Raw genomic sequence first — 21,657 nt, 5'->3', positions numbered from 1 at the left:
TCTCCATAAAGTTCTGACCATTCCAATCGTGTTTCTCTAAACCTTCAATTTTATAAGTTGTTGAATTATTTCTTTATTAAACCCTTCAGCGTAAGAACCGTTTTTTCGAACGCCACTCCCAAAATGATACTCATCAGATTTCACAGTTTGATGAATTTCTTCTATATTTGTCGAAGTTAATCCACCCCCACAAAGTATAGCCGGTCCCTCCGTCTCTTTTGATAATTTGACTAACTTTCGTAACTCATGCTTCCCTTTCAAACAATCCACCAGACCACCAGAAGTTAAAATCCGCTTTACCTGCTTTTTGTAGTTTGTTAATCCTTTGTAGGCACTCAACTGATCGTCAATTTCATCAAACGCACGATGGAACGTGATATCGAGTTGATCGGAAACTGCGATAATTTTTTCTAATGCATTTTCATCTACCGTGTAATCCTTTGTTAAAGCTCCAAATACGATTCCACGACCACCTAAATTCAATACATTTTTGACGTCTTCGATGATTGTGTTCATTTCTGAATCGGTATAGAAAAAGTCTCGACTGTGAGGACGGATTATTCTTGAACCGGTATCGCGACGCTGTTCAAAACTTGCTTGATGGTTTCAAAGCTCGGTGTCAGCCCTCCTTCATTGATGGACGAAACAAGTTCTAATCTTCCCGCTCCCAATTTTTCTGCTTCGACTGCTTCCTGTTCATTTTGTACAATAACTTCTATCATTATTTTTCATTTCCCCTCATACCGGATGATTTCTACTAACCATGATAGACCAATGATTTGAATTGCTCCATTATTTCTGTATCCAATCGCAGCGAACTAAGACATTGCGGAAAGAACCAACTTATTTCCCACGGAATTATGTTCACAACGAAATAAATTCTCAGTTTTTTCTCGTCTTTTTCCTTTATTTTCATAATAAAGTGGTATATTTACAGAATAGAGCTAAAAAACTTATCTACTGAATAATTTTCAATTAGGAGATGTGATACATATGGATTTTGATTTAGGAAATGGTGTTACTCTTCATCTACCTGCTTTACACATTACAATTAGCGCGATTATTATTATTTTTCTTTTAGTTAGATGGAGCAAACAACTCAAAACACGCCGCTTTACCATTTTCTTTTATTTTTTAATTAGTGCTTATATCATTCCACTTTATACACGAAGTACGGAAAATGGTGTTTTTGAGTTGTGGTTTCCTATCGGATTTCTTTTTATAATGGCTTATCTGTATAGCAGTAAACGGTATCATTCCGCTAAATTAAAAGCGAGTGCTTTAGGATTTTGCGTAGCGATCTATCAACTTGTTTTTCAATACTTTGGATAGGTTTGTAGAGTGCGATTGTTGAGTAAAGCTTAAGAAATTGGACAGCTATAAAATTTAAGAAGGTGGAGATCCATCGTGAAAAACAAGTTTCCCGTTATTGAAACAGATAGATTAATTTTAAGAGAGGTAGTAAAAGAAGATGCAGCGGATATGTTCCGCTATTTATCTGATAAAGATGTGATGAAACATATGGGGCTGGAAGCTTTTAAGATGGAAAATGAGGCACTCGATGAAATCGGCTGGTACCAAACCCTATATACAGAGGCCACAGGAATTAGATGGGGAATCACACTTAAAGAAGAAGGAAAAGTTATTGGCAGTTGTGGTTTTTTTAATATGCACCCCGAGCATTCCCGAACGGAGATTGGTTATGAATTGAACAAAGACTATTGGAGTAAAGGGATTGCCAGTGAAGCATTGGAAGCGGTAATTGGTTATGGGTTTCAATACTTCCAATTAGAACGAATTGAAGCATTAGTTGAGCCGGCTAACTCCGCTTCACTAAAATTGTTAGATAAAAATGGATTTACACAAGAAGGGTTATTAAGGCATTATGAGTTTACTTGTGGCAAATTCGATGATTTGTACATGTACTCTATATTAAGAAGTGACCTCATAAATAAAGGAGAATTTGAATGACAATAGCGGTATCTACCGAAAAAAGTCCAATCTATTTGAAATCTTATCTGTTATTTATTGGATTGGGATTGATCGCTGGTGTAATAACTAGATTGTCAGACTTTTTTCCGAATGATGATCTATGGAGCTTTAGTTCAATAGCCACTTTGTTTGGCTTTTGGATGCTAACAGTCACATTAGTTATCTACTTCAGTACATCAAATATAAATGCTGCTATTAATGTGTTTTTGTACTTATTGAGCATGAACTTCGCTTTTTACTTTTTAAAATATGTACTCGGTTTCTTCTTTCCTATTTTCGCAAACGGAGGAACATTTCAATGGAATCTTTTCATGCTGTACAACATCATCGCCTTAGTATGCAGTGCTATTAGTTATGTACTTTACTATTGGAACAAGGAGAGCAAATTGAGTAACTTTTTGTATGCACTACCAGTAAGCGGTTTGGCTGCGGAAACAATTGGCGTAGGGATGTACTTATATCACCATCATATTTTTTTGTTTCAATTCATTTTCGATTTTTTTAGTTTCTTATTATTAGGATTCTGGTTTTATCAAAAAACGAAAAACAAAATAATTTATTCATTAACCCTTGTTGCAATAACACCAATAGGTTATTACTTCTATTATTACCCTTTTCTATGAGTGATTTTATTTGAAATTTGTTAAGTGTTGAAAAAAGAGTAGCTAGGTGGGCTACTCTCTTATGTGTTTACTTTAGCTTTTTAGTTTCTAGCTCATGCAAGAGAACGCGCGCGCCTTCTAGACTTAGTGTGAGTCCTGGCGCAAATTCTTTATTTTCTGCTAAAACTTCTCCTGTTACTAAACAAGCACCCACAGCTTGGGATTTCCTTAACATAATCACGTCTTCTTCTACTAAAACCTCTACTGGATCTCCAACGTTTATCTCCATTCCTCTTCTCAGTTCTTTCGGAATGACGATGCGTCCCAGTGGGTCGGTGTTTCTCACGATTCCTGTAGTTTTCATGGTTCGACTCTCCTTTTAATACATACATGTTTTGATCAAATTCATTTCGTGACAAGCATCAACTATTATTTCTTGAATGCCTGATTTGCTTTTTGTATTCGTGGTATTCAAAACTTCTACCGAAAAGAACGTACGTTCCTATCATATCATTTAATTTCTACTTTTACTCATAAAATTTAGTAAAAAAATCGAAGAAATCAATACCTTTTCAAACCTCTTTCATCTGTTATGAATTTTCTACTTTCTTCTTATTTATATTTGTTTCTTTACTAAAAACAGTGAAACAAAAGCAAAGCTGACTCGTACTAAGGTTATAGGCATCAAAAAACGGTTCAATTTTTACTAAAGTTGGTAAATCTATCCCCTATTCAAAAGGAGGTTACAGTATTGCGAAAAATTTTACTGGTAATTTTATTGGCCATTTTCTTAAGCGCGTGTAACCCTGTTATAGATACCGACATTGTATTCGAGCAAGGGGAAATCATAATTAATTCGGAGAAATTTGAAGCGTTTATCGAAAATCTTAAAAATGGAGAAGAAGATAAAATCCGTATTGTTCAAAGAACGACAGAAGGCGATCCAATTTTTGATACGCTAGATTATAATGGCGAAAACATTACGTATACGTACGATAATTCTCATGATGAATGGGGTGGTTCATCTAAAGGAACACAAAGTGGGACTTGCGAAAACCTATACAGTGAACAAAGTGAAAATGGAAGAATATATCGCCTAAGTGGCTGTTCTTCTGAAATTGGAAAGTATTTTAGCCTTGAAGTTTTAGAGTAACTTTTAATGAGCAAAGAAATATTAATAAATTTTTAGAGAAAATCATAGTTAGGAGGAAAAATAAGATGTTCAAAAATCATATTACCGGATTGGGAATAATTTCGATTATATTAGCAATCATAGGATTGATTTTACTGTTTTCGAGTGCTTCTTTTGGAATTTCTTTCGGAAACTCTTGGCTGTCCAGTCAAGTAGATAATATTGTTGATACGAACAATTACGTGATGGTGATGGAAACGTATACCAACGCTTTTCTCATTACCGGAGGGATTTTATTTGCTGCAGGTTTGGTAACAGCTATACTTACTTATTTCACTGCTTTATTTTTGGGTGTTAAAGCTCCGCCTGAACAGGAAGAGCAAAAGTGAGCTAGTGGTTATTCTAGTTTTAGAGATTTATTTAATAAACGTTTAAAAAAGAGTAGCTTCGGCTGCTCTTTTCTGGTGAAATTTCTTTATGTTATATTGATAGAAAGGAGTGATTCCATGCCCAATTTAACGAATAACGTTATTCTTGTCACCGGAGCTAATCGCGGTCAAGGAAAGGCGATTGCCGAGCACCTTACTACATTAGGCGCCGTAGTAGGAATTGGTGCCCGGAATTACGACGAAGCTAAAAGAGTCGCCGGGATAATTGGCGAACGTGCCTTCCCGGTTCAGTTAGATGTTACAAAAGAGTCGGAGTGGCAATCAGCGGTTGAAACGATGGTCAATAAATTCGGCAAACTGGATGTGTTAGTGAATAATGCTGGCGCACTGACGCGCAAATCGTTTCGAGAGACAACGTTTGATGATTTCCAACAATTGATCAACGTTAACCAACTCGGTGTTTTTCTCGGCATGCAAGCGGTACTTCCGCAAATGGAAAAGCAGCGAAAAGGTTCGATTGTCAACAACATCTCGATTTCTGCATTTTCCCCTATTGCGAAATCCGCCGCTTATGCCGCAACAAAAGCATCGGTCGTGGCCATGTCTAAAGTTGCCGCTATTGAACTCGGTTCACTCGGAATCCGCGTAAATATGGTCCACCCAGGCGGAATCGAAACGGACATGGCTACTGGCGGCAAAGCTGTTCCTGCTTTTTATGATTCTGTTCCATTAGGGCGTATTGGCCAACCCATTGAAATTGCAAAAGCAGTCGCCTTTCTCGCTTCTGACGATAGTTCATATTGTACGGGCACGGAGATTGTTGTCGATGGTGGGATGACGCTTGGGGTTGCGGATGAGTGAGTGTCACCCGACTAATAGTGGATCAAAAGCTCTTATACAATAAATGAATTTTGAAAAATAGCGTGATCTTCTATTTCTTATGCCTCTAACCACGAATTGAATAAAGAAAGATTTTATTACTAATGAATTTCTGGCGATGCCGCTATGACATTAACTTTTTGTACTTGTATCATGACGTTTTTTCCATATATTTGGATATACTGTCCGAATTAGTCGAAATACTGTCCGATTTGTCTTAAATACTGTCCAAATTGAACTGAATACTGTCCAAATCAACTCATTTACTAGCGAACGAAATTTTTCAGAGGTCAATCAAGTTTTCTGTACATTCAAAACAGCCACAGATACCTCTTCTCGAGAGATTTTGTGGCTATTTTCATTCGACAACTACTCTTATACGTTCTTTCTTATTTTATAAACCCTTATAGTTGTCTTAATTAATAGAATAAAATGATAATTAAATGACATTTTGATGAATTTATTGTATAATCCCACTAACTATTTATAAGGACGGTACGCGATCCATGAGTAGAAATTAAGAAGCTATCAAGTCAGTCATGGGATTTTTGGTTATCTGCACTTCGAAAAGGAGGAGTAACCATGAAGAAAATACTCTCTATTGATGGCGGAGGCGTTCGCGGCGTAATCCCTGCACTTGTCTTAGCAGAAATTGAGAAACGTACAGGCAAACCCATCTCTGAGCTTTTTGACTTAATTGCGGGGACATCGACGGGCGGACTTCTTACTTTGGGTCTTGTGAGTCCAAATAAAAATGCGACTGCCATGTATACGGCACTGGAACTTGTACAGTTATACGAAAATGAACGCAAAGTGATTTTTGCTAATTCGTTTGAACATCGACTCCTTTCACTTGGGGGACTCGTGGATGAGCGGTACCATTCAACCGGGGCTGAATCTGTATTTGAGAAATATTTTGGTGAAACAAAACTTTCTGAAGCATTGACGGATGTCATTATCACAAGTTACGAAATTGAAACACGCACTTCTTGGTTTTTTAAAAGTAGGAAAGCCAAAATGAAAGATCAACAAAATCGAGATGCCTATATGAAGGACGTTGCCAGAGCGACTTCCGCAGCTCCAACCTATTTCGAACCAAAGCAAATCAAAATGCACGATACTTTTAGTTTTATCGATGGTGGTGTCTTTGCAAACAACCCTGCTATGTGCGCTTACGTTGAAGCTAAATGCACTTTTTTAAACGAGGAAAACTTTTTAGTGGTTTCTTTAGGAACTGGCGAACAGCAAGATCCCATTTTATATAAAGATGCAAAAGATTGGGGTCTTGCCGAATGGGCCGGCCCCTTGTTGAATGTCGTATTTGATGGAGTCAGTGACACGGTCGATTATCAGCTCAGAAATCTTCTACCCCATCAAGAAGGTTTTGAGCGATATTACCGTTTTCAAACAAATTTAAATACAGTAAGTGACAAGCTGGATGATTCTTCGGATGAGAACTTTTATGCGTTGGTTGATTTAGCGAAAGATTTGATTGCACGGAATGATCAACAGATTACGGCTTTATGTGAGCAGTTAAAATAAAACTTTGCTCACTGGATTGGTTTTATAAATCTCATATTTAAGTAAACTGGATAAGGTGCTACTAGAGATATTTCTGAATTGACAAAAATAAATAAATTCCTTTCCATAAAAAGACCATAGACAGCTCGAGTGTATCGAGTTTGTCTATGGCCCTAAATAGTCTCATACTTATTTCAAGCTCGGCTTACCTGTCAGAGGGTTGTAACAAACTTTTCTTCCAAACATCTTAACACAAACCCCATTCAGCGCTAAATCTGTACCCTTTTTGACAAACGGATGATCCAAGAGATCCCCAGCATCATCAACGGTGTCTTCAATGACATCTACAATTTTATCCTTGATTTTATCGATCTTTTTTGTGGCATCACTTACTGCACCACCAACTGCTCCTGCCGCATCACTCACCGCACCGCCAACTTTACCTACAGCGTCACTAAACCAGCCTTCTTGATCTTCTGCTGATGCAGGAATTAGCGTTATTTGGGTATCTAACACGATTTCATTTGTAGAGCCCCCGAAACTCTCTACATCTTTCATGCCCTCATTCATAATTTGTTCAATAATGGCGCGTCCGAATGCTTCATAATTGTCATAGTTTTCAACATTCTCGTTACTCATCGATTCTTGAGAAGCCTTTTTTTCTTCACTATCGATAATTTGTTTAAGGATTTCAATTTGATTTTGGGATAGTCTTTTTTCAGACATTTTAATCTCAACTCCCTTTCTAATTTTAATCGCTTTAATCATGTCTAATGTATCAGCTCCACAAGCTCTACTTAACTTTCATTTTCTTTGCCCAAAGATCCACTACAATGCTTATTTCCTTGGATAGTAATATAAAATCCTTATTCTAACAATCTTCAATTTTTTCGATAAGGATAGCCCGATATGGCATCTAAAGGTTGTGGCATAATCTTACTAAACCAGACTTATTAATCTTCCACTGATGCAGGAATAAGCGTTATTTGGGCATCTAACACGATTTCATTTGTAGAACCCTTAAAACTTTCTACACTTTTCATGCCTTCCTTCACAATTTGTTCAATCACAGCACGTCCAAATGCTTCATAGCTATCGCAGTTTTCAACATTTTCGTTACTTGTGGATTCTTGAGAATAATTTTGTTCTTCACTTTTCACAATTTGTTTAAGGATTTCAATTTGATTTTGGGATAATCTTTTTTCAGACAAATTACCCTCACCTGCCTTTCGAACTTAAGCAGCATCGAAATAAATCCTGATTTATAGATCCTAAATACCCGCTACCTGTTACTCTTTTTATTTAGAAGAATCTACTAAAGAATCTAGATGCTTTAAAATCGAGCTTATTCGTATCCCTTCATTTGCAACCCATTGGGTTCTGTCATTGGGATTGCGTACGCCTGAGTGGTGAAGCGCAACGACAACCCACTGATCGTTAAATACAGGTGACCCAGATGAACCCGGCTGTGTATCTGTCACATAATGAATAAAATCTTCTGATAAAAATTTAACTCGGTTTTCTCTGACTGTGACTGCTTTATGTCCACCTTGTGGATGCTGAATAATAGATACATATTCATTTTCCATGATGTTTAAATTAGGTGAGAGTTTTAAATATCCAAAATCACTCACCCTTTTGCCATCACCTGAAAATTCTTGGACCGCCACGATGGTAAAATCTAGCCTCTTATCCGTTATGAATAGTTTTTCTGGATCAAGTCTAAAAATGGTCGATTGACGCAAAATGTTATTTTCATCGGTCTGATAGTTAAACTCAGCGGTACTAAAAACTGCTACTTCTTCTTTGTCTAACACATGGTTGTTTGTCATGATTAGAGAAGGAGATATTAGAAATCCCGTACCATATCCGACAACCCTTCCTATGCGGTCGGAAAGAACGATACGACAAACTGAATTCCCTATATTGAAACCGTGTTGCAAATAGGAAATGGGAAATAAATCATTTCCAAAAATGATTCGTTCTAAGGCAGGGCCATCCAGATTCTCAGCATTTTCTATTCGTGCTTCTATTTTTTTTGCTGTTTCATGTGCACCTTCTATGTCTTCCTCATGTGTTTTTTCTTCATCTTTTTCGAGAAGTTCTTGATATCTGTTCAGTGCCTCTTCATTGATTCTTTCTTTTTCTTCGATTAATTTTTCTTTTTTATTTTCTAAGTTTTTAAACGGTTGAATGTCAGAAATGGTAACCATCTCCTTTTTCAATAATTTTGTCTACATTAGAAATAAAACTCATACCCCTCTTTGAGAAACAATTTGGTTACGAGAGTGTTCTATGCGCAAAGTTCCTCTATTATTTAAAAGCGAATTGTTTATTCAATGGGCTCAAGCTCCTAATCCAGTTAAGACTATACTTACATGCGCTTTGAACTGGACTTTAGAGAATCTTAACTCACATTAAACATGGAATATGCCTGTGAAATTACCGTGATACACATCAAAAATAAGAGACTAAATTACCAAATATATCTATAAAGTTTACATTATGTATATTTTTTATTATTTTTTTGTTCTAATTATCAATTAATTGTTTTAGTCACGGCTCATTATACACCGATATCGACAAGATGCAATGAAAAACACTTGGTTTTTTTAATTTTCAGAAAACTTCATCTTTCTTATATTTCATTTATCTTTTATTTATGAAAGTTATTAACGAAAAACCAGCCATAAACTCTCTCCCAAAAGAGACTCTGTGGCTGGTTTCATTTAGCTAAAATATTTTTTTATTTATCCTTAAAGCCCAGGCAATATTCCCGCAAACAAGTTTAAGATAAACACCGTGATTAAAGCTGTCACGCCTGCAACAAATCCTCCACCTGTCCATGCTAATAGAGTTTGTGGGATGGTCAGTTTACCAAAACGGTTAACGACCCAAAAGCCCGAATCGTTTGGCAGTGATAGACCGATACCCCCCGCACAAATCGCTAGACCTAGTAGAATTGGCGAAACGCCAAGTTCCCCGACCATTGGTCCAAGAATACTCGATGTCGTAACCAGTGCCACCGTTGCTGAACCAAGTGAAGCACGCAAAATTTGAGAAAAGATAAATGCTAGTAACAGAACTGGAATGCTCCAACTTTGCATTGTCGCAATCAAGTGATCGCCAATTCCACTGCTGTTAATAACCGCACCAAACGCACCACCTGCTCCGGTGATTAAGATGATCATTCCTGCTGAGTTAATTGCTTCAGCATATAAACGATTGTTTGGAATTGCGATGTACGGGCGTAAAAAGATAATGGCTGCGAATACACTGATTAAAAGTGCTACGTTTTTCTCTCCAACAAAACCGAAGAAACTAGCAATTGCGGTACCCGGCAACAATAGTTGAGAAACTGTATTTGTTAAGATTAAAACGATTGGTAAAGCTAACATCGTGAAGCTTAAGCCTGTGCTAATTTCTTTTTTCGGTAAATCTGCTTTTTCGATGACGATTTCTTCTACTTCTCCTGAATGCTTGATGCGCTTTCCAATAAACATCCCGTATAAGTAACCTCCAACTAACGTAGCTGGAATGGCTACGATAATGCCATAGATGATAAAGAGACCAAGTTCTGCCCCCCGTATTTTCTGCAACCACCAGTGGTCCTGGAGTTGGAGCAATCATATTATGTGACACGATCAACCCGACACCAAGTGCCGTTACAAAGCTAACGACTGAAATGCCTGTTTTTGTAGCAAGCGAACGAATCAACCCACTTAAAATAACAAATGCTGCGTCAAAAAATACTGGAATCGAAACAGCTGTACCTGTTAAGGCTAGACCTGCAGGAGATCGTTTAATCCCAAATACATTTAAGACAGCTTGTGCAATTTTTTCAACCGCACCTGATGCACCTAAAAATTGACCAAAAATCACGCCAAGACCAATTAAGATCCCGACACCCGCGAGCGTATTTCCGAATCCTGCTGTAACAGTCGAAGCGACTTCTTTTAAAGGCATGCCAATAGATAATGCAGTTAAAATAGCGATTGTGATTAACGCGAGAAACGGTTCGATTTTCAGCTTAAGAATTGCAAAAAACAAAATAGCCAGTGATAGAACAAAAATCAAAATCAACAAATTACCAGTAATCATGGAAACCTCTCCCTTTTCAATTCAGTTTTTATGAGGTACAGCAAGTATAAATTTAATTAGAAATGATAACGGTTTCATTAGACCTAACCCTTCTCTTTTAAAACATGAGCGCTATCGCTTATATCCGCAAGAAAAGGATTTTCACTCGGGTTGTTATTTTTTGAGCACTTGTATAAATTTCGCTATTACTGGCTCTATTGCTTGTTGCATACCTGCCATTACATCTGAGAGATGCATTGTTTCTTCCTCTTTCAAAACTTGCTTGAGGTAAGAAGTTGCAGCTATCGAGACTTCTGTATTAACATTCACTTTGCAAATTCCTTTTTCAACCGCTCTTTTCATCACATGTTCTGGCGTCCCAGAACCTCCATGTAAAACTAACGGGATGCTGACAGACTGTTGAATTTCCTCTAGCAGCGCTAAGTTAATATTCGGCTCCCCTGTATACATGCCGTGAACCGTACCAATCGCTGCTGCCAAAAAATCAACGCCTGTTTCTTCCACAAACTTCTTAGCATCCTGTGGATCGGTCAATGTGCCATCGCCGTCTTCTTCATCTGAAAACGCACCACGCGCAACTGAACCGATTTCGGCTTCTACACTAACTCCTGCCATATGGGCAATTTTTACGATTTCTTTTGTGTAACTTATATTTTTTTCAAGATCGTATTTAGAACCATCAAACATCACCGAAGTAAATCCACAATTGATCGCTCGAATAACTGATTGTTTTTGATAAGCATGATCTAAGTGAAGCGCAATCGGAATAGTCGATTTTTCAGCCAATACTTTGGTTAAAGCGGCAAAGCCCTCTACGTCTACCGTATCAAAATACCGTTCGCCTAACGCAATAATCACTGGATGATTTTCTGCTTCTGCTACGCGAATGACTGCCTGCAAAGTCTCAAGGCTGTAAACATTAAAAGCGGCTACGCCGTACTGTTCTTTTTGAGCTGTTAAAAGAATATCTTTTGTATTTAGTAACATTCACAGTCCACCTTCTTCTTGTATTTGCTTGCCATACGTATGAATCATCAATTTATTGGTGCAACAGCTCAGCGACTTCTTTTAAGGTTGTTTTCGAACCGACATTCCCTGGAAAAATAACATAAGCTAAGCCGGGAAACTTGCTTTCACTGCCAGTCAGCCATACCGGAATTCCTGGCTTGATTTGACCGGCAACTGTTGCTCGCTTTACGCCAAGTCCATTCGTTCCAATATCACTAGAGGTAATGCCTCCTTTGGCAATAATAAAGCTCGGTCTTGTTTGAATGTTTTTGACGATACTTGTGACAGCATCCGAAATTTTCACGGACAATAGCAACTCTTCTTCTTTTTTATCTTCACCAAGATCGAGCCGCTCCCGCTTCGTGTATACGGCAACCGTCTTTCCTTTTTGAATCAGTTGTTCGCTCTTTTGAATGACTCGCTGAATTTCGTTTTCAAACTTCTCTGGATCCAACACCAAATGAACATCGAACTCGATAAATTCTATGAACTTGCATGTTTGCAGTACATTAAATTGTTCGGTTGTTTTTTTCACATGGGAGCCAATCATGATTAACCCGCCATTGCCAGAATGATCTTTGACCAATTCGTCTCTTGTTAAAAGCGCTTTGTCTTCAATACCGCCAATAATTTTCGTTAATGCGGCAGCACTTCGGAACATGAAATTCTTTCCTGCTTTCATCGCGCGAATCAGAGCGATTACGACAACTTTCACGTCCACATAGTCTGTCGCATTGATAATTACTTTGTTAAAGTCTTCTACTGCCATAAGCTGCTCTACCAGACGGTCAATTTGGAGTCCACGTATGTCTTCTAAAGAAAGATATGTCGCATCGGATGCTTTAAAGGCACCAGCTGACTTTTCTTCTGCCCATTCTCCAAGATGCGAAGACGCATAACCAAATGTGCGATCTTTTGCAAATTCGGTTTCCCCTGCTGGAATTAATTGATCTTCATCTTGCACGTAATGAATATTTTCGATTGTGAAACGTCCGCCTTCTTTGAAAAACGGCATAATCACTTCTCCATCAAACAGACCATTTGATTGCGCTTCTATCGTATTTTTTAATACTTCTGTTTCAAGCGGATAATGACCACGTAATGTCGAGTCCCCACGACTAATGATCATATAGTCTTTTTGTTGTTGCTCCGCCGTTTGCAGAATCGTCTTTGCTATTTCTTCGTGTGCGACTTTTGTTTCCGCAGCTGTAAACCCTCTTGAGTTGGTTAAGATAAAAAACATCGCGTTCTCTTCAGCAAAACCTGCTTCTATACTTTCAGCCGTCCAGTCTGTGTAAACGGAAATGCCGTGTACAGTTTGAACACCTGTCGGATCATCATCTAGCACAATGATTTTTTTATTGAAACTTTGCAATTCATTTGCGAGTAGTTGATTTACTTTTTCTTCATCCGGAACGGATGGCAGATGGCTAAATATCTCGGTTGTATTTAAAGTCTTAGAATTGGCCATGATCAGGTTACCCCCTTTTTACTTCAACGTTTGCCAATTTTTCGTAGTATTGAATGATGCCGCCATGATCATCGCCAGCTTTTCCATCTACTTTTAATGCATGAAAAATTTCAAGCAATTGGCTCGAAAGTGGTAGTGGCACGCCAATATCATGTGCTGTTTCCATTACGTTTGTAATATCTTTTAAGTTGATGTCAATTCGTCCACCTGCTACGAAGTTGCGATCTAATATTAAAGGCACTTTCGCATCTAGTACCGCACTTCCAGCAAGGCCACCTCGAATTGCTTGATACATTTTTTCAATATCAATGCCTGCTTTTGCAGCAAGAATAAGGGCTTCAGACATTGCTGCGATGTTTAGGTTTACGATAATTTGATTTGCCAGTTTGGCTGTGACACCGCTTCCACTTTTGCCAACGAGTATAATGTCTGAACCTACCGCTTGTAGTACGGGTTTCACGGATTCGAATACCGTTTCTTTACCGCCTACCATAATCGATAGCGTGCCATCGATTGCTTTTGGCTCTCCACCACTTACCGGAGCATCTAGCATTTCGACGCCTCGCTTTGCAGCCTCGTTAGAAATTTCAACCGAAGCCACAGGAGAAATGGAACTCATATCTATAATCACAAGTCCTTCTTTTGCCGTTTTCAAAATGCCATTTTCCCCAGTCACTACTTGTTTCACATGCTGAGAAGCTGGCAACATCGTAATAATTACCTCACACACAGATCCCATTTCATCGGGCTTACCTGCTGTTGCTCCAGCTTCTACTAGTGCATCTACACTTTCTGTATTGAGATCATTTACCATTACCTTGTATCCTGCTTTAAGTAGGTTCAGTGACATCGGCTTTCCCATTATCCCTAAACCAATAACTCCAATAGTCTGTGCCATTTCAATTTCCCCTTTCAGTCTTTAAATAGATTTGTTTAGATAGCGCTTTCATAACTCTTAAAATGAATTGTACACACAATTTTATATTTTGTATACATTTTATTTTAAATTGTATACAAAATATCCATCCTTTTAAATTTTGGTTATTAAACTTATACTTTAAAATAAGACAACTTACTTTAGGAGACGATTAGATTGACAAAAAAACCAACACAACTTGCTTACGTCCATGCTTATGAATATATACGGGATCGAATTTTAAGTGGAGAGCTCGAGCGCGGTACAAAGTTGGTTGAGGAACGGCTAGCGGAAGAGATGGGCATTAGCCGTACGCCGGTGCGAGATTCTATACGGAAGCTTGAACAAGAAGGTTTGATCAAACAAAAATGTGTTGTAAATCCTAGCGATATGGATCTTCGCCACGTCTTTCAAGTTCGTACGTTACTAGAAGGTTTTGCGGCGAACTATTGTGCCACTTATATAACAGATGAGGCATTGGCCAAACTGAAAAATTGTGTAGACATCGGTCGAACAGGCACGATCGAAGAAGTCATGGCGGCAAATAAAGAATTTCATGAAATCATTGTAGGCGCTACCAACAATCCTGTAATGATTGATATATTTGACCGCATGCAATCGATTATTTACTTGTTCCGAAAAACAGTGGTCCTTCACAAGCGTCCTCTATTAATCGAAGAACATCATGATATTTATGAGGCCATCCGTCAACACCATGCGGATGAAGCAGAGCGGTTGATGAAAGAACACCTGCAACTCGATTTGGAGTTTTGTCTAAATCGAATGAAAGGCTAATAGATTTGTTAGACGCATGAAAAAAGAGCATGGCTTGAGTGAATTCAAGCCATGCTCTTTTTTGCTTATTTTTTTGTTCAATTTAGTGATTATGAAGATTTATGATGGGAATTTCGGAGGAAATCCGTTTGAAATCAATGCTTTTCGCATGCTTAGCGTATGTTATTTCCAGTTATTTGGATATACTGTCGAGTTTAGTAGAAATACTGTCCGTTTTGTAGCAAATACTGTCCAAATGAGGCTGAATACTGTCCAAATCACGCTATTTACTAGCGAAATTTAAAACAGCCACAAAATCTCTTCAAAAGAGACGTTGTGGCTGGTTTTATTTAACTACATTTAGTGATTGGTTTTTGGAAAAAGCCCTTTGTCGTTTTTAACAAATGTCCACGCACTCGCAATTAGCAATAAGACGATCCCGGCTACTAACACGGCTTGAATGGTTGTTGCCATCGATGCGTCTAAGACCCCGCTCGCATATGCGCTATAGATGCCAAAGAAAGCCCAGGCGATGGGGAGCGGAAATGCGGCATTTTTGTATAGCGCTAAGTAGAAAAATACAAATCCAATGGCGACAAACAAGATGACGATTGTCCAAATCGAATCAGATAGTCCAAGTCCGTCCCACTCTTGCTGCACTAAAAATAACGACGTATTGACGATTGAGGCGATAAACACCCACGAGCTGTAGAGCGTAAAACTGATGCCTGCTAATGTACTTGGAAATTGAGAGCGATTGTTGGTGATCTGTTTGACGATCAAAATCAATGAGAACAGCAATCCCAAAATCAGTAGCGTTGAAATCCCAAGTAATTCGTATGAGAACACGATAATCCACGCCATATTGAATACAGCGCTGGCGATAAATAAAGGCGATACCAATCGAATGAGTTTACCTACACGTTGATCTTTTCGTTTAATAAAGAAATAAACTAATGTCACTAGCAGTAGCGTGTAAATCACGCCCCAAATTGAAAACGTGAATGGTGCTGGTGAGATGAGCGTCATGTATTTGTCTGACAGGTCTTTTTGACTCATGCCATTAAAAAACCCGGATGACCCGAGATAGTTTACCCCTAAGGTTAGGAAATAAAAAACTAAATTCAAGATGGAGAACAGCTTTGTTTGCTTACGTGTTTTATCGTCCATAAGGATTGCGCCTCCTGATTTGTAGTGTTCAAAAATTGCATTGCTTTAATAAGTTTTCCCTTATGGAAGATTTACTAAACAAAACATTGAATAAGGTCACTGCATTTTATAAGTCGGCATGTGATCGTCATTCGAAAGTTTCATCATAAATGGATACAGCCCTAAAAACACAATCATTAAAGCGGCCGCAAGAAAGAAAATGCCCCACCCATCGAGGTCTAAAATTAGCGTCAATGTAATAATGAGAAATGCTGGCATGTAGCTAAAAATGGCGGTTCGCTTTCTCGACTTTGGTATGAGGTATTGGGTCTTTTCGCAATAAGGACACTTGGTTTTATTGCTAAGCTTGACTGTATTTTTCACTACTGTTTTCCACGGCCATTTTTGACCACAATTTTCACAGTTCGGCATGATTTCGCTCCTTATTTGATTGATTTTCCTTATGATCTGTTTGCGTATAGCGAATAAAGTAAGCACCGGTAATTAACAATGCGACGGTTAGCACCATAGTGAACACACCAAGTAAGTCGAACCAGTAGCCAACTAAGTTAACACCACTAATTAGAAAAAAACACATTGCGGTTACTGTACTTTTGGGATCTGTATTGGATGTTTTGATTTTATAAATTGAGATGCCTAATGCTACGACTGTCAGTAACGTAAAGACGATTGCCCACACAACAGCGCCCCCCTTATTTCTTATACCAGTATTTACGAGTTGAATCCGAAGAAGTTTCGGTTTTTTAAGGATTTTACTTCGCATATGTGGGTGAATTTTCTTTGAAATCAACGCTTTTTGCTTGTGGTTCATTGTTTATTTCCAGTTATTTGGATATACTGTCCGATTTAGTGGAAATACTGTCCGATTCGCATCAAATACTGTCCAAATGGGACTGAATACTGTCCGAATCATGGCATTTACTAGCGAACGGCGCTTTTTAAGCAATTAATCTAAAGTAATGGCTCGATGGTCTTGAAAACGACACATGGCCAATTAACGCAAAAAAGACTGCCAGTTTTTTTATGACCTGGCAGTCTTTTGGGGTACTCATTATAGTATAAGAGTTCCCTCGTGTCTTCTTTATTAAACCTGCTGACTAGTCATCGATGCCCATCGATTGTTTATACCCGGTCAAATACGTTTTTTCAGACTCACTGCCCATGTCAAACGAGTTCATGGCGCGGTGCCAGTTCGGATAAAGTGGCGCTGGTCGCGCGACCGATTCAATCTGGTCGTGCTCTTCTTTTGTTAACTCGATTTCAAAAGAAGCGATGTTTTCTTTTAGCTGCTCTTCGTTACGCGCTGCGATGACAATCGGACCGACGTTTGGCCGGTCTCGAACCCATGCGTAAGCGATTTGCGGCACTGATGCATTGTGATTGGCTGCGACTCTTTCTAACGCATCGATTACTTGGTAAAGTCTTTCCTGATCTTGCACCCATGGCTCTGGCCATCCAGCTCCTTGGCGTGTATTCGCCGGTGCTTGTTTATTGCGGCCGATTTTGCCGTTTAGCAGCCCTTCTCCGAGCGGACTCCAAATCATCGAGCCAATGCCGAGCTCACTGCCCGCGGGAAGTAGTTCGTATTCCGCTTCTCTGGCTTCTGGTGTGTAATAGATTTGTTGCGTAATCGGCGGAATAAAACCAGATTGCTCAGCGATCGTGAACGTTCGGGCCAATGCCCAGCCGCTATAATTTGAAACACCCCAATGGCGGATTTTGCCGGACTTGACGAGACTTGTCATCGTATTGACCGTTTCTTCGACCGGTGTTTGCCCGTCCCATAAATGAACAAAGTAGACGTCAAGGTAATCTGTCCCCAACCGCTCAAGTGATTGATCAATAGATGTTAAAATATTGCTTCTTGAAGCTCCTCTTGCGTTAGGGTTTTCCCCGAGAGGAAAACCTGTTTTCGACGTCAGCAACAATTCGTCACGGCGTCCTTTAATGGCCGCACCCAACACGCGCTCTGCATCGCCTTTTGAATACAAATTAGCAGTATCAAACATGTTGATGCCGGCTTCAAGCGACATGTCCACCATGCGACGAGCTGTTTTTTCATCAATATTCCCTGCGGCATTAAAGCCATTTGTTCCGCTAAAAGGAACTGTTCCGAGTATGTACTTTGGAACCCGCAAACCTGAGTTTCCTAAATAGATATAATCCATAATTGCCTCCTTCTGAATATGTATTTTCTACTAATTAGATTCCCCCGACCATCTCCGGCTAAACTGAAAAGCCAGGCTTTCCATTTCCAGTTGTTTACTTTAATTCGACAACGGGAAGTTCTACATTAATACTGTTTTACATTAAAGGAGGAGAACTAGTTGGGACATTATATTGAAGTAGAAGATGGCGTAAACGTTTATGTAGAAGACATCGGCTCAGGACAACCGGTCGTCTTTATTCACGGCTGGCCTTTAAATAGCAAAGCATTTGAGTCGCAAGTAAGTGTGCTTGCGGAGCAAAACTTCCGATTTATCGGCATTGACCTCAGAGGTTACGGGAAATCAGATAAGCCGTGGTCAAGCTATGATTACGATATGGCAGCAAACGACGTCAAAGCTGTCGTCGATTATTTGAAACTTGATCATTTTGTGCTTGCCGGATTCTCTATGGGCGGACCGATTGCCATTCGTTACTTAACAAATTTCAATCAGCAAGGCGTTGATAAACTAATGCTTTTAGCAGCGGCGGCTCCATTGTTCACGCAACGCGAGGATTTCCAATACAACTTAAAGCCTGAAGAAGTCGATGGCATTATCGATCAACTTAAAGAAGACCGCCCCGCTTTTCTTGGTCAATTTGCGGATATGTTCTTTGAACAAGAAAAATCACCTGAATTTCTGCATTGGTTCCAAACGCTTGGACTCGAAGCCGGTGCTCACTCAACCATTAAATCCGCGATTGCCTTACGAGACGAGGACTTGCGCGATGAGTTAGCAGGCATTACTGTGCCAACGGCTATTTTCCACGGGAAAAAAGACCAAATTTGTACTTATGAATTAGCTGAAGAACTGGACAAACAAATCTCCAACTCCGTGCTCGTTCCGTTCGAAGACAGCGGACATGGCATCAACGCAGATGAGCCAGAACGTTTTAACAGTGAGTTGTTGAAGTTCTTGAAAGGTTCCGATGCAAAATAAAGAACTTATGCAGCATGGAAGTTGTTAGGCACTTGGATGACAAATCGTGATGCCTTGTTTTAAACAGCTTTTATTCCAGACCTAGTTGCTAAATCAAAAGGAAGATCAAGAAAGAGGAGGAAATGTTTTAATGACAAACGATCAGTTTTTCACATTTCACAACGGCGTATCAATTCCCAAAATTGGTTTTGGTACGTGGCAAATTCCAAATGAAGAAGCTTACGACGCAGTAACGATTGCGTTGAAAACTGGATATACGCACATTGACACGGCGTTAGCATATAAAAATGAAGAAAATGTTGGGAAAGCGATCAAAGATTTTGATATTTCCCGGGAAAACGTCTTTATCACAAGCAAGCTACCCGCTGAAACAAAAGGCTATGAAGAGACCTTGAAGGCTTTTGAAGAAACGATTTCAAATCTTGGTGTCGACTACCTAGACCTTTATTTGATTCATGCGCCGTGGCCTTGGGATGATATTGGCAAAGATTGCACAGCAGCCAATATTGAATCGTGGAAAGCGATGGAGAAGCTTTATAAAGAAGGCAAAATCCGTGCAATCGGTGTTTCCAATTTTGCGGAAAGCGATATTCAAGCACTTATCGATGCTTGCGAGATTATGCCAATGGCCAATCAAATTTCGTTTTATGTTGGGCGCGATCAAAAGAGCTTGCTGCAGTTTTGTGCAAAGCATGACATTGTGGTCGAAGCGTATTCTCCGCTCGCAACTGGCCAAATTTTAGACAGCCCAGACATTAAAGAAATGGCTGCTAAATATAATGTAACCCCTGCTCAATTATGCATTCGTTACTGTTTAGAGAAAAACACATTGCCCCTTCCAAAATCGACAAACGAAAATCGCATTTCAGAAAATAGCCAATTGGATTTCACGATTTCTCCAGAAGATGTGGAAACACTTGATGCATTTGAAGATGTTCGCGCTAAATCGTGATGAAAACCGCCCTCGAGCGGTTTTTTTCGAGAGAATTCGTGTATTTTTTTCATGCGTTTTTCCAGTTATTTGGATATACTGTCCAGTTTAGTAGAAATACTGTCCGATTTAGATCAAATACTGTCCAAATGAGACTAAATACTGTCCAAATCACTCTATTTACTGTCGAAATGAAATTCCTAATTATTTTTTACGGAAAATGTGATCTAAACTTCAACTCTCTCCGTTATGTCTATTAACAGATCAAAAAACGAGGAGTGTTTTTATATGAAATGGAATAAAATCTTAGCACCTGTATTAGGGGCAACGCTTTTAATACCGGGCATGGCAACAAACGTATTAGCAGCTGAAGGTTCACCAACTGAAACGACAGGCGTGGAACTTCGCGCAACATTGGATTCATTATTATCCGAGCATTACGCATTGGCAGTAGATTCAATGATGAAGATTTATGACGAAGATGAAGCGGCTGAAGCGGCAATTGCAGCGCTTGATGCCAACGCAGCAGACATGGAGCCAGTTATTGCTTCTGTATATGGCGAAGAAGGCGGCGCAGCGTTCACGGAGATTTTTGATAAGCACAATACTGGGACAGATGATTATGCCGCAGCGGTTAGAGATGGCGATGACGCAATGAAAGAAGAAGCGTTAGACGAAATTCAATCTTTCGTTGACGACATGGGAGCATTTCTTGGTACTGCGACAGAAGGCAACCTTCCTGAAGATGGTGCCACATCAGCTCTTCGTGAACACGAAGATTTTGTGCAAAACACATTTGACCTTTATGTAGAAGGAGATTATGTGGCGGCTTATACGTCTTACTTAGATGGATTCACACAAATCTTTGGAGCAGGCGGCGCAATTAGTGGCGCCATTTCAACTCAGTTCCCTGACCAGTTTTCAGATCCAAATACGCCAGCTGGTGACTTCCGTTCGACAGTGAACCGAATTGCGGCTGAGCATTTCGCTTTAGCGCAACTTAGTATGACAAAAGGTTATACTGGTTCTGACGACTTTGATTTTGCCGATTGGGCGCAAGATCAAAATACAGAAGAATTCCGTGCAGCACTTGCTACGGTTTATGGTGAAGAAGCAAGCAACGAATTTGTTCAACTTTGGAACAACCAACACATTTCTGTTCAAGGTGACTTAGTGATTGCTGTAGCAGCTGACGACAAACAAGCGGCTGAAGAAGCAACAAACACATTAACAAGCACGTTCGCAAAAGATTTAGGAACATTTTTAAATACTGCCACAGAAGATCGCATGCCTTTGGATGAAACTATTGCAGGTGTGAAAGCTCACGAAACGTCAGTTATCGATACATTCCAACAATACGTATCTGGTGATTACACAACTTCTTATGAAACATATCGTTCAGGATATGCGATTATGTTTGATATTGGTAAAGGGTTGAGCGGCGCAATTGTTGATCAATTCCCTGAGAAATTCGAAAACACTGCACCTGAAAAAATGCCAGCTACTGGACTTGGTGGCACTGCGAATCAATCAAACACAATGGTTCTTTGGATCACATTGAGCATGATGATTTTATTAGCAGCTGGAACGATTACTTATCGCCAAACAAAAAACCAACAATAAAC

The 21,657-nt window shown here is 39.3% G+C and carries 23 protein-coding genes and 2 pseudogenes; 11 read left to right on the top strand and 14 right to left on the bottom strand.

The window, feature by feature from the left end:
* Nucleotides 1-36: 36 nt before the first annotated feature.
* Nucleotides 37-722: pseudogene (locus GPDM_RS00890) on the bottom strand (copper homeostasis protein CutC).
* A gap of 271 nt (nucleotides 723-993) precedes the next feature.
* Here GPDM_RS00890 and GPDM_RS00885 point away from each other — a divergent pair.
* The 3 genes from GPDM_RS00885 to GPDM_RS16270 all read left to right on the top strand — a co-directional run bounded on the left by GPDM_RS00885 (nucleotide 994) and on the right by GPDM_RS16270 (nucleotide 2,615).
* Nucleotides 994-1,332: a hypothetical protein gene (locus GPDM_RS00885; RefSeq protein WP_008427993.1), complete on the top strand. Its 339-nt coding sequence runs from the start codon at nucleotides 994-996 to the stop codon at nucleotides 1,330-1,332.
* 75 nt (nucleotides 1,333-1,407) lie between these two features.
* Nucleotides 1,408-1,971 (top strand): GNAT family N-acetyltransferase, encoded by a 564-nt coding sequence (locus GPDM_RS00880; RefSeq protein WP_008427992.1) that lies wholly within the window; start codon nucleotides 1,408-1,410, stop codon nucleotides 1,969-1,971.
* Nucleotides 1,968-2,615, top strand: a complete 648-nt coding sequence (locus tag GPDM_RS16270; protein WP_008427990.1) for a hypothetical protein — start codon at nucleotides 1,968-1,970, stop codon at nucleotides 2,613-2,615. The genes GPDM_RS00880 and GPDM_RS16270 overlap by 4 nt, the downstream gene beginning before the upstream one ends.
* 67 nt (nucleotides 2,616-2,682) lie before the next feature.
* Here GPDM_RS16270 and GPDM_RS00870 read toward each other — a convergent pair whose 3' ends face one another.
* The gene (locus GPDM_RS00870; protein WP_008427987.1) at nucleotides 2,683-2,958 is read right to left on the bottom strand and encodes an AbrB/MazE/SpoVT family DNA-binding domain-containing protein; all 276 of its coding nucleotides are present in this window, start codon (nucleotides 2,956-2,958) and stop codon (nucleotides 2,683-2,685) included.
* A 387-nt stretch (nucleotides 2,959-3,345) separates the two neighbouring features.
* Here GPDM_RS00870 and GPDM_RS00865 point away from each other — a divergent pair, with 387 nt between their 5' ends.
* From GPDM_RS00865 to GPDM_RS00850, 4 genes are all read left to right on the top strand, one after another.
* Nucleotides 3,346-3,747 carry a DUF4362 domain-containing protein gene (locus GPDM_RS00865; RefSeq protein WP_008427984.1) on the top strand — a complete coding sequence of 134 codons (402 nt, stop codon included), beginning with the start codon at nucleotides 3,346-3,348 and terminating at the stop codon, nucleotides 3,745-3,747.
* A 65-nt stretch (nucleotides 3,748-3,812) separates the two neighbouring features.
* Nucleotides 3,813-4,115, top strand: coding sequence for a hypothetical protein (locus GPDM_RS00860; protein WP_008427983.1), 303 nt, complete (start codon nucleotides 3,813-3,815; stop codon nucleotides 4,113-4,115).
* Between the two features lie 117 nt (nucleotides 4,116-4,232).
* Complete coding sequence (locus GPDM_RS00855; RefSeq protein WP_008427981.1) at nucleotides 4,233-4,976, top strand: SDR family NAD(P)-dependent oxidoreductase; 744 nt, start codon at nucleotides 4,233-4,235, stop codon at nucleotides 4,974-4,976.
* A 600-nt stretch (nucleotides 4,977-5,576) separates the two neighbouring features.
* Nucleotides 5,577-6,536: a CBASS cGAMP-activated phospholipase gene (locus tag GPDM_RS00850; RefSeq protein ID WP_008427979.1), complete on the top strand. Its 960-nt coding sequence runs from the start codon at nucleotides 5,577-5,579 to the stop codon at nucleotides 6,534-6,536.
* A 168-nt stretch (nucleotides 6,537-6,704) separates the two neighbouring features.
* Here the strand turns inward: GPDM_RS00850 and GPDM_RS00845 are convergent, their stop codons facing one another.
* The 8 genes and pseudogenes from GPDM_RS00845 to garR all read right to left on the bottom strand — a co-directional run bounded on the left by GPDM_RS00845 (nucleotide 6,705) and on the right by garR (nucleotide 13,993).
* Nucleotides 6,705-7,283, bottom strand: a complete 579-nt coding sequence (locus GPDM_RS00845) for a hypothetical protein (RefSeq protein WP_237704109.1) — start codon at nucleotides 7,281-7,283, stop codon at nucleotides 6,705-6,707.
* A gap of 185 nt (nucleotides 7,284-7,468) precedes the next feature.
* Nucleotides 7,469-7,726: a hypothetical protein gene (locus tag GPDM_RS00840; RefSeq protein WP_008427976.1), complete on the bottom strand. Its 258-nt coding sequence runs from the start codon at nucleotides 7,724-7,726 to the stop codon at nucleotides 7,469-7,471.
* A gap of 87 nt (nucleotides 7,727-7,813) precedes the next feature.
* A complete protein-coding gene (locus GPDM_RS00835; protein ID WP_237704108.1) occupies nucleotides 7,814-8,740 on the bottom strand; it encodes a trypsin-like serine peptidase in 927 nt (308 codons plus the stop codon).
* Nucleotides 8,741-9,271: 531 nt separating this feature from the next.
* Nucleotides 9,272-10,114, bottom strand: a complete 843-nt coding sequence (locus tag GPDM_RS16915) for a GntP family permease (RefSeq protein ID WP_272941503.1) — start codon at nucleotides 10,112-10,114, stop codon at nucleotides 9,272-9,274.
* Between the two features lie 52 nt (nucleotides 10,115-10,166).
* Nucleotides 10,167-10,616 (bottom strand): annotated as a pseudogene (locus GPDM_RS16910) (GntT/GntP/DsdX family permease); the annotation flags it as partial.
* A gap of 153 nt (nucleotides 10,617-10,769) precedes the next feature.
* A complete protein-coding gene (locus GPDM_RS00825; protein ID WP_008427970.1) occupies nucleotides 10,770-11,603 on the bottom strand; it encodes a class II fructose-bisphosphate aldolase in 834 nt (277 codons plus the stop codon).
* Between the two features lie 52 nt (nucleotides 11,604-11,655).
* Nucleotides 11,656-13,095 (bottom strand): four-carbon acid sugar kinase family protein, encoded by a 1,440-nt coding sequence (locus GPDM_RS00820; RefSeq protein WP_008427969.1) that lies wholly within the window; start codon nucleotides 13,093-13,095, stop codon nucleotides 11,656-11,658.
* Between the two features lie 7 nt (nucleotides 13,096-13,102).
* Nucleotides 13,103-13,993 carry a 2-hydroxy-3-oxopropionate reductase gene (gene garR, locus GPDM_RS00815; RefSeq protein ID WP_008427967.1) on the bottom strand — a complete coding sequence of 297 codons (891 nt, stop codon included), beginning with the start codon at nucleotides 13,991-13,993 and terminating at the stop codon, nucleotides 13,103-13,105.
* A gap of 195 nt (nucleotides 13,994-14,188) precedes the next feature.
* Here garR and GPDM_RS00810 point away from each other — a divergent pair, with 195 nt between their 5' ends.
* Complete coding sequence (locus GPDM_RS00810; protein WP_008427965.1) at nucleotides 14,189-14,806, top strand: GntR family transcriptional regulator; 618 nt, start codon at nucleotides 14,189-14,191, stop codon at nucleotides 14,804-14,806.
* Nucleotides 14,807-15,145: 339 nt separating this feature from the next.
* Here GPDM_RS00810 and GPDM_RS00805 read toward each other — a convergent pair whose 3' ends face one another.
* The 4 genes from GPDM_RS00805 to GPDM_RS00790 form a co-directional block, all read right to left on the bottom strand.
* Nucleotides 15,146-15,955, bottom strand: coding sequence for a hypothetical protein (locus GPDM_RS00805; protein ID WP_008427962.1), 810 nt, complete (start codon nucleotides 15,953-15,955; stop codon nucleotides 15,146-15,148).
* Nucleotides 15,956-16,051: 96 nt separating this feature from the next.
* The gene (locus GPDM_RS00800) at nucleotides 16,052-16,366 is read right to left on the bottom strand and encodes a TIGR04104 family putative zinc finger protein (protein WP_008427959.1); all 315 of its coding nucleotides are present in this window, start codon (nucleotides 16,364-16,366) and stop codon (nucleotides 16,052-16,054) included.
* Nucleotides 16,353-16,634, bottom strand: a complete 282-nt coding sequence (locus GPDM_RS00795; RefSeq protein WP_008427957.1) for a hypothetical protein — start codon at nucleotides 16,632-16,634, stop codon at nucleotides 16,353-16,355. Before GPDM_RS00795 ends, GPDM_RS00800 begins: the two co-directional genes overlap by 14 nt.
* Before the next feature lie 418 nt (nucleotides 16,635-17,052).
* Nucleotides 17,053-18,123: an aldo/keto reductase gene (locus GPDM_RS00790; protein WP_008427955.1), complete on the bottom strand. Its 1,071-nt coding sequence runs from the start codon at nucleotides 18,121-18,123 to the stop codon at nucleotides 17,053-17,055.
* Between the two features lie 159 nt (nucleotides 18,124-18,282).
* Here GPDM_RS00790 and GPDM_RS00785 point away from each other — a divergent pair, with 159 nt between their 5' ends.
* The 3 genes from GPDM_RS00785 (at nucleotide 18,283) to GPDM_RS00775 (ending at nucleotide 21,655) form a co-directional block, all read left to right on the top strand.
* Entirely contained in the window at nucleotides 18,283-19,101 is an 819-nt protein-coding gene (locus GPDM_RS00785; RefSeq protein WP_008427952.1) for an alpha/beta fold hydrolase, read from the top strand.
* 130 nt (nucleotides 19,102-19,231) lie between these two features.
* Nucleotides 19,232-20,053: an aldo/keto reductase gene (locus tag GPDM_RS00780; RefSeq protein ID WP_008427950.1), complete on the top strand. Its 822-nt coding sequence runs from the start codon at nucleotides 19,232-19,234 to the stop codon at nucleotides 20,051-20,053.
* A 267-nt stretch (nucleotides 20,054-20,320) separates the two neighbouring features.
* A complete protein-coding gene (locus GPDM_RS00775) occupies nucleotides 20,321-21,655 on the top strand; it encodes a hypothetical protein (protein WP_008427946.1) in 1,335 nt (444 codons plus the stop codon).
* Nucleotides 21,656-21,657: the final 2 nt, after the last annotated feature.

It is taken from the genome of Planococcus donghaensis MPA1U2 (assembly GCF_000189395.1).
Taxonomy (GTDB): Bacteria; Bacillota; Bacilli; order Bacillales_A; family Planococcaceae; genus Planococcus; species Planococcus donghaensis_B.
Note: the sequence above shows the minus strand (reverse complement) of the source record. Positions and strands in the feature narration are given on the sequence as shown.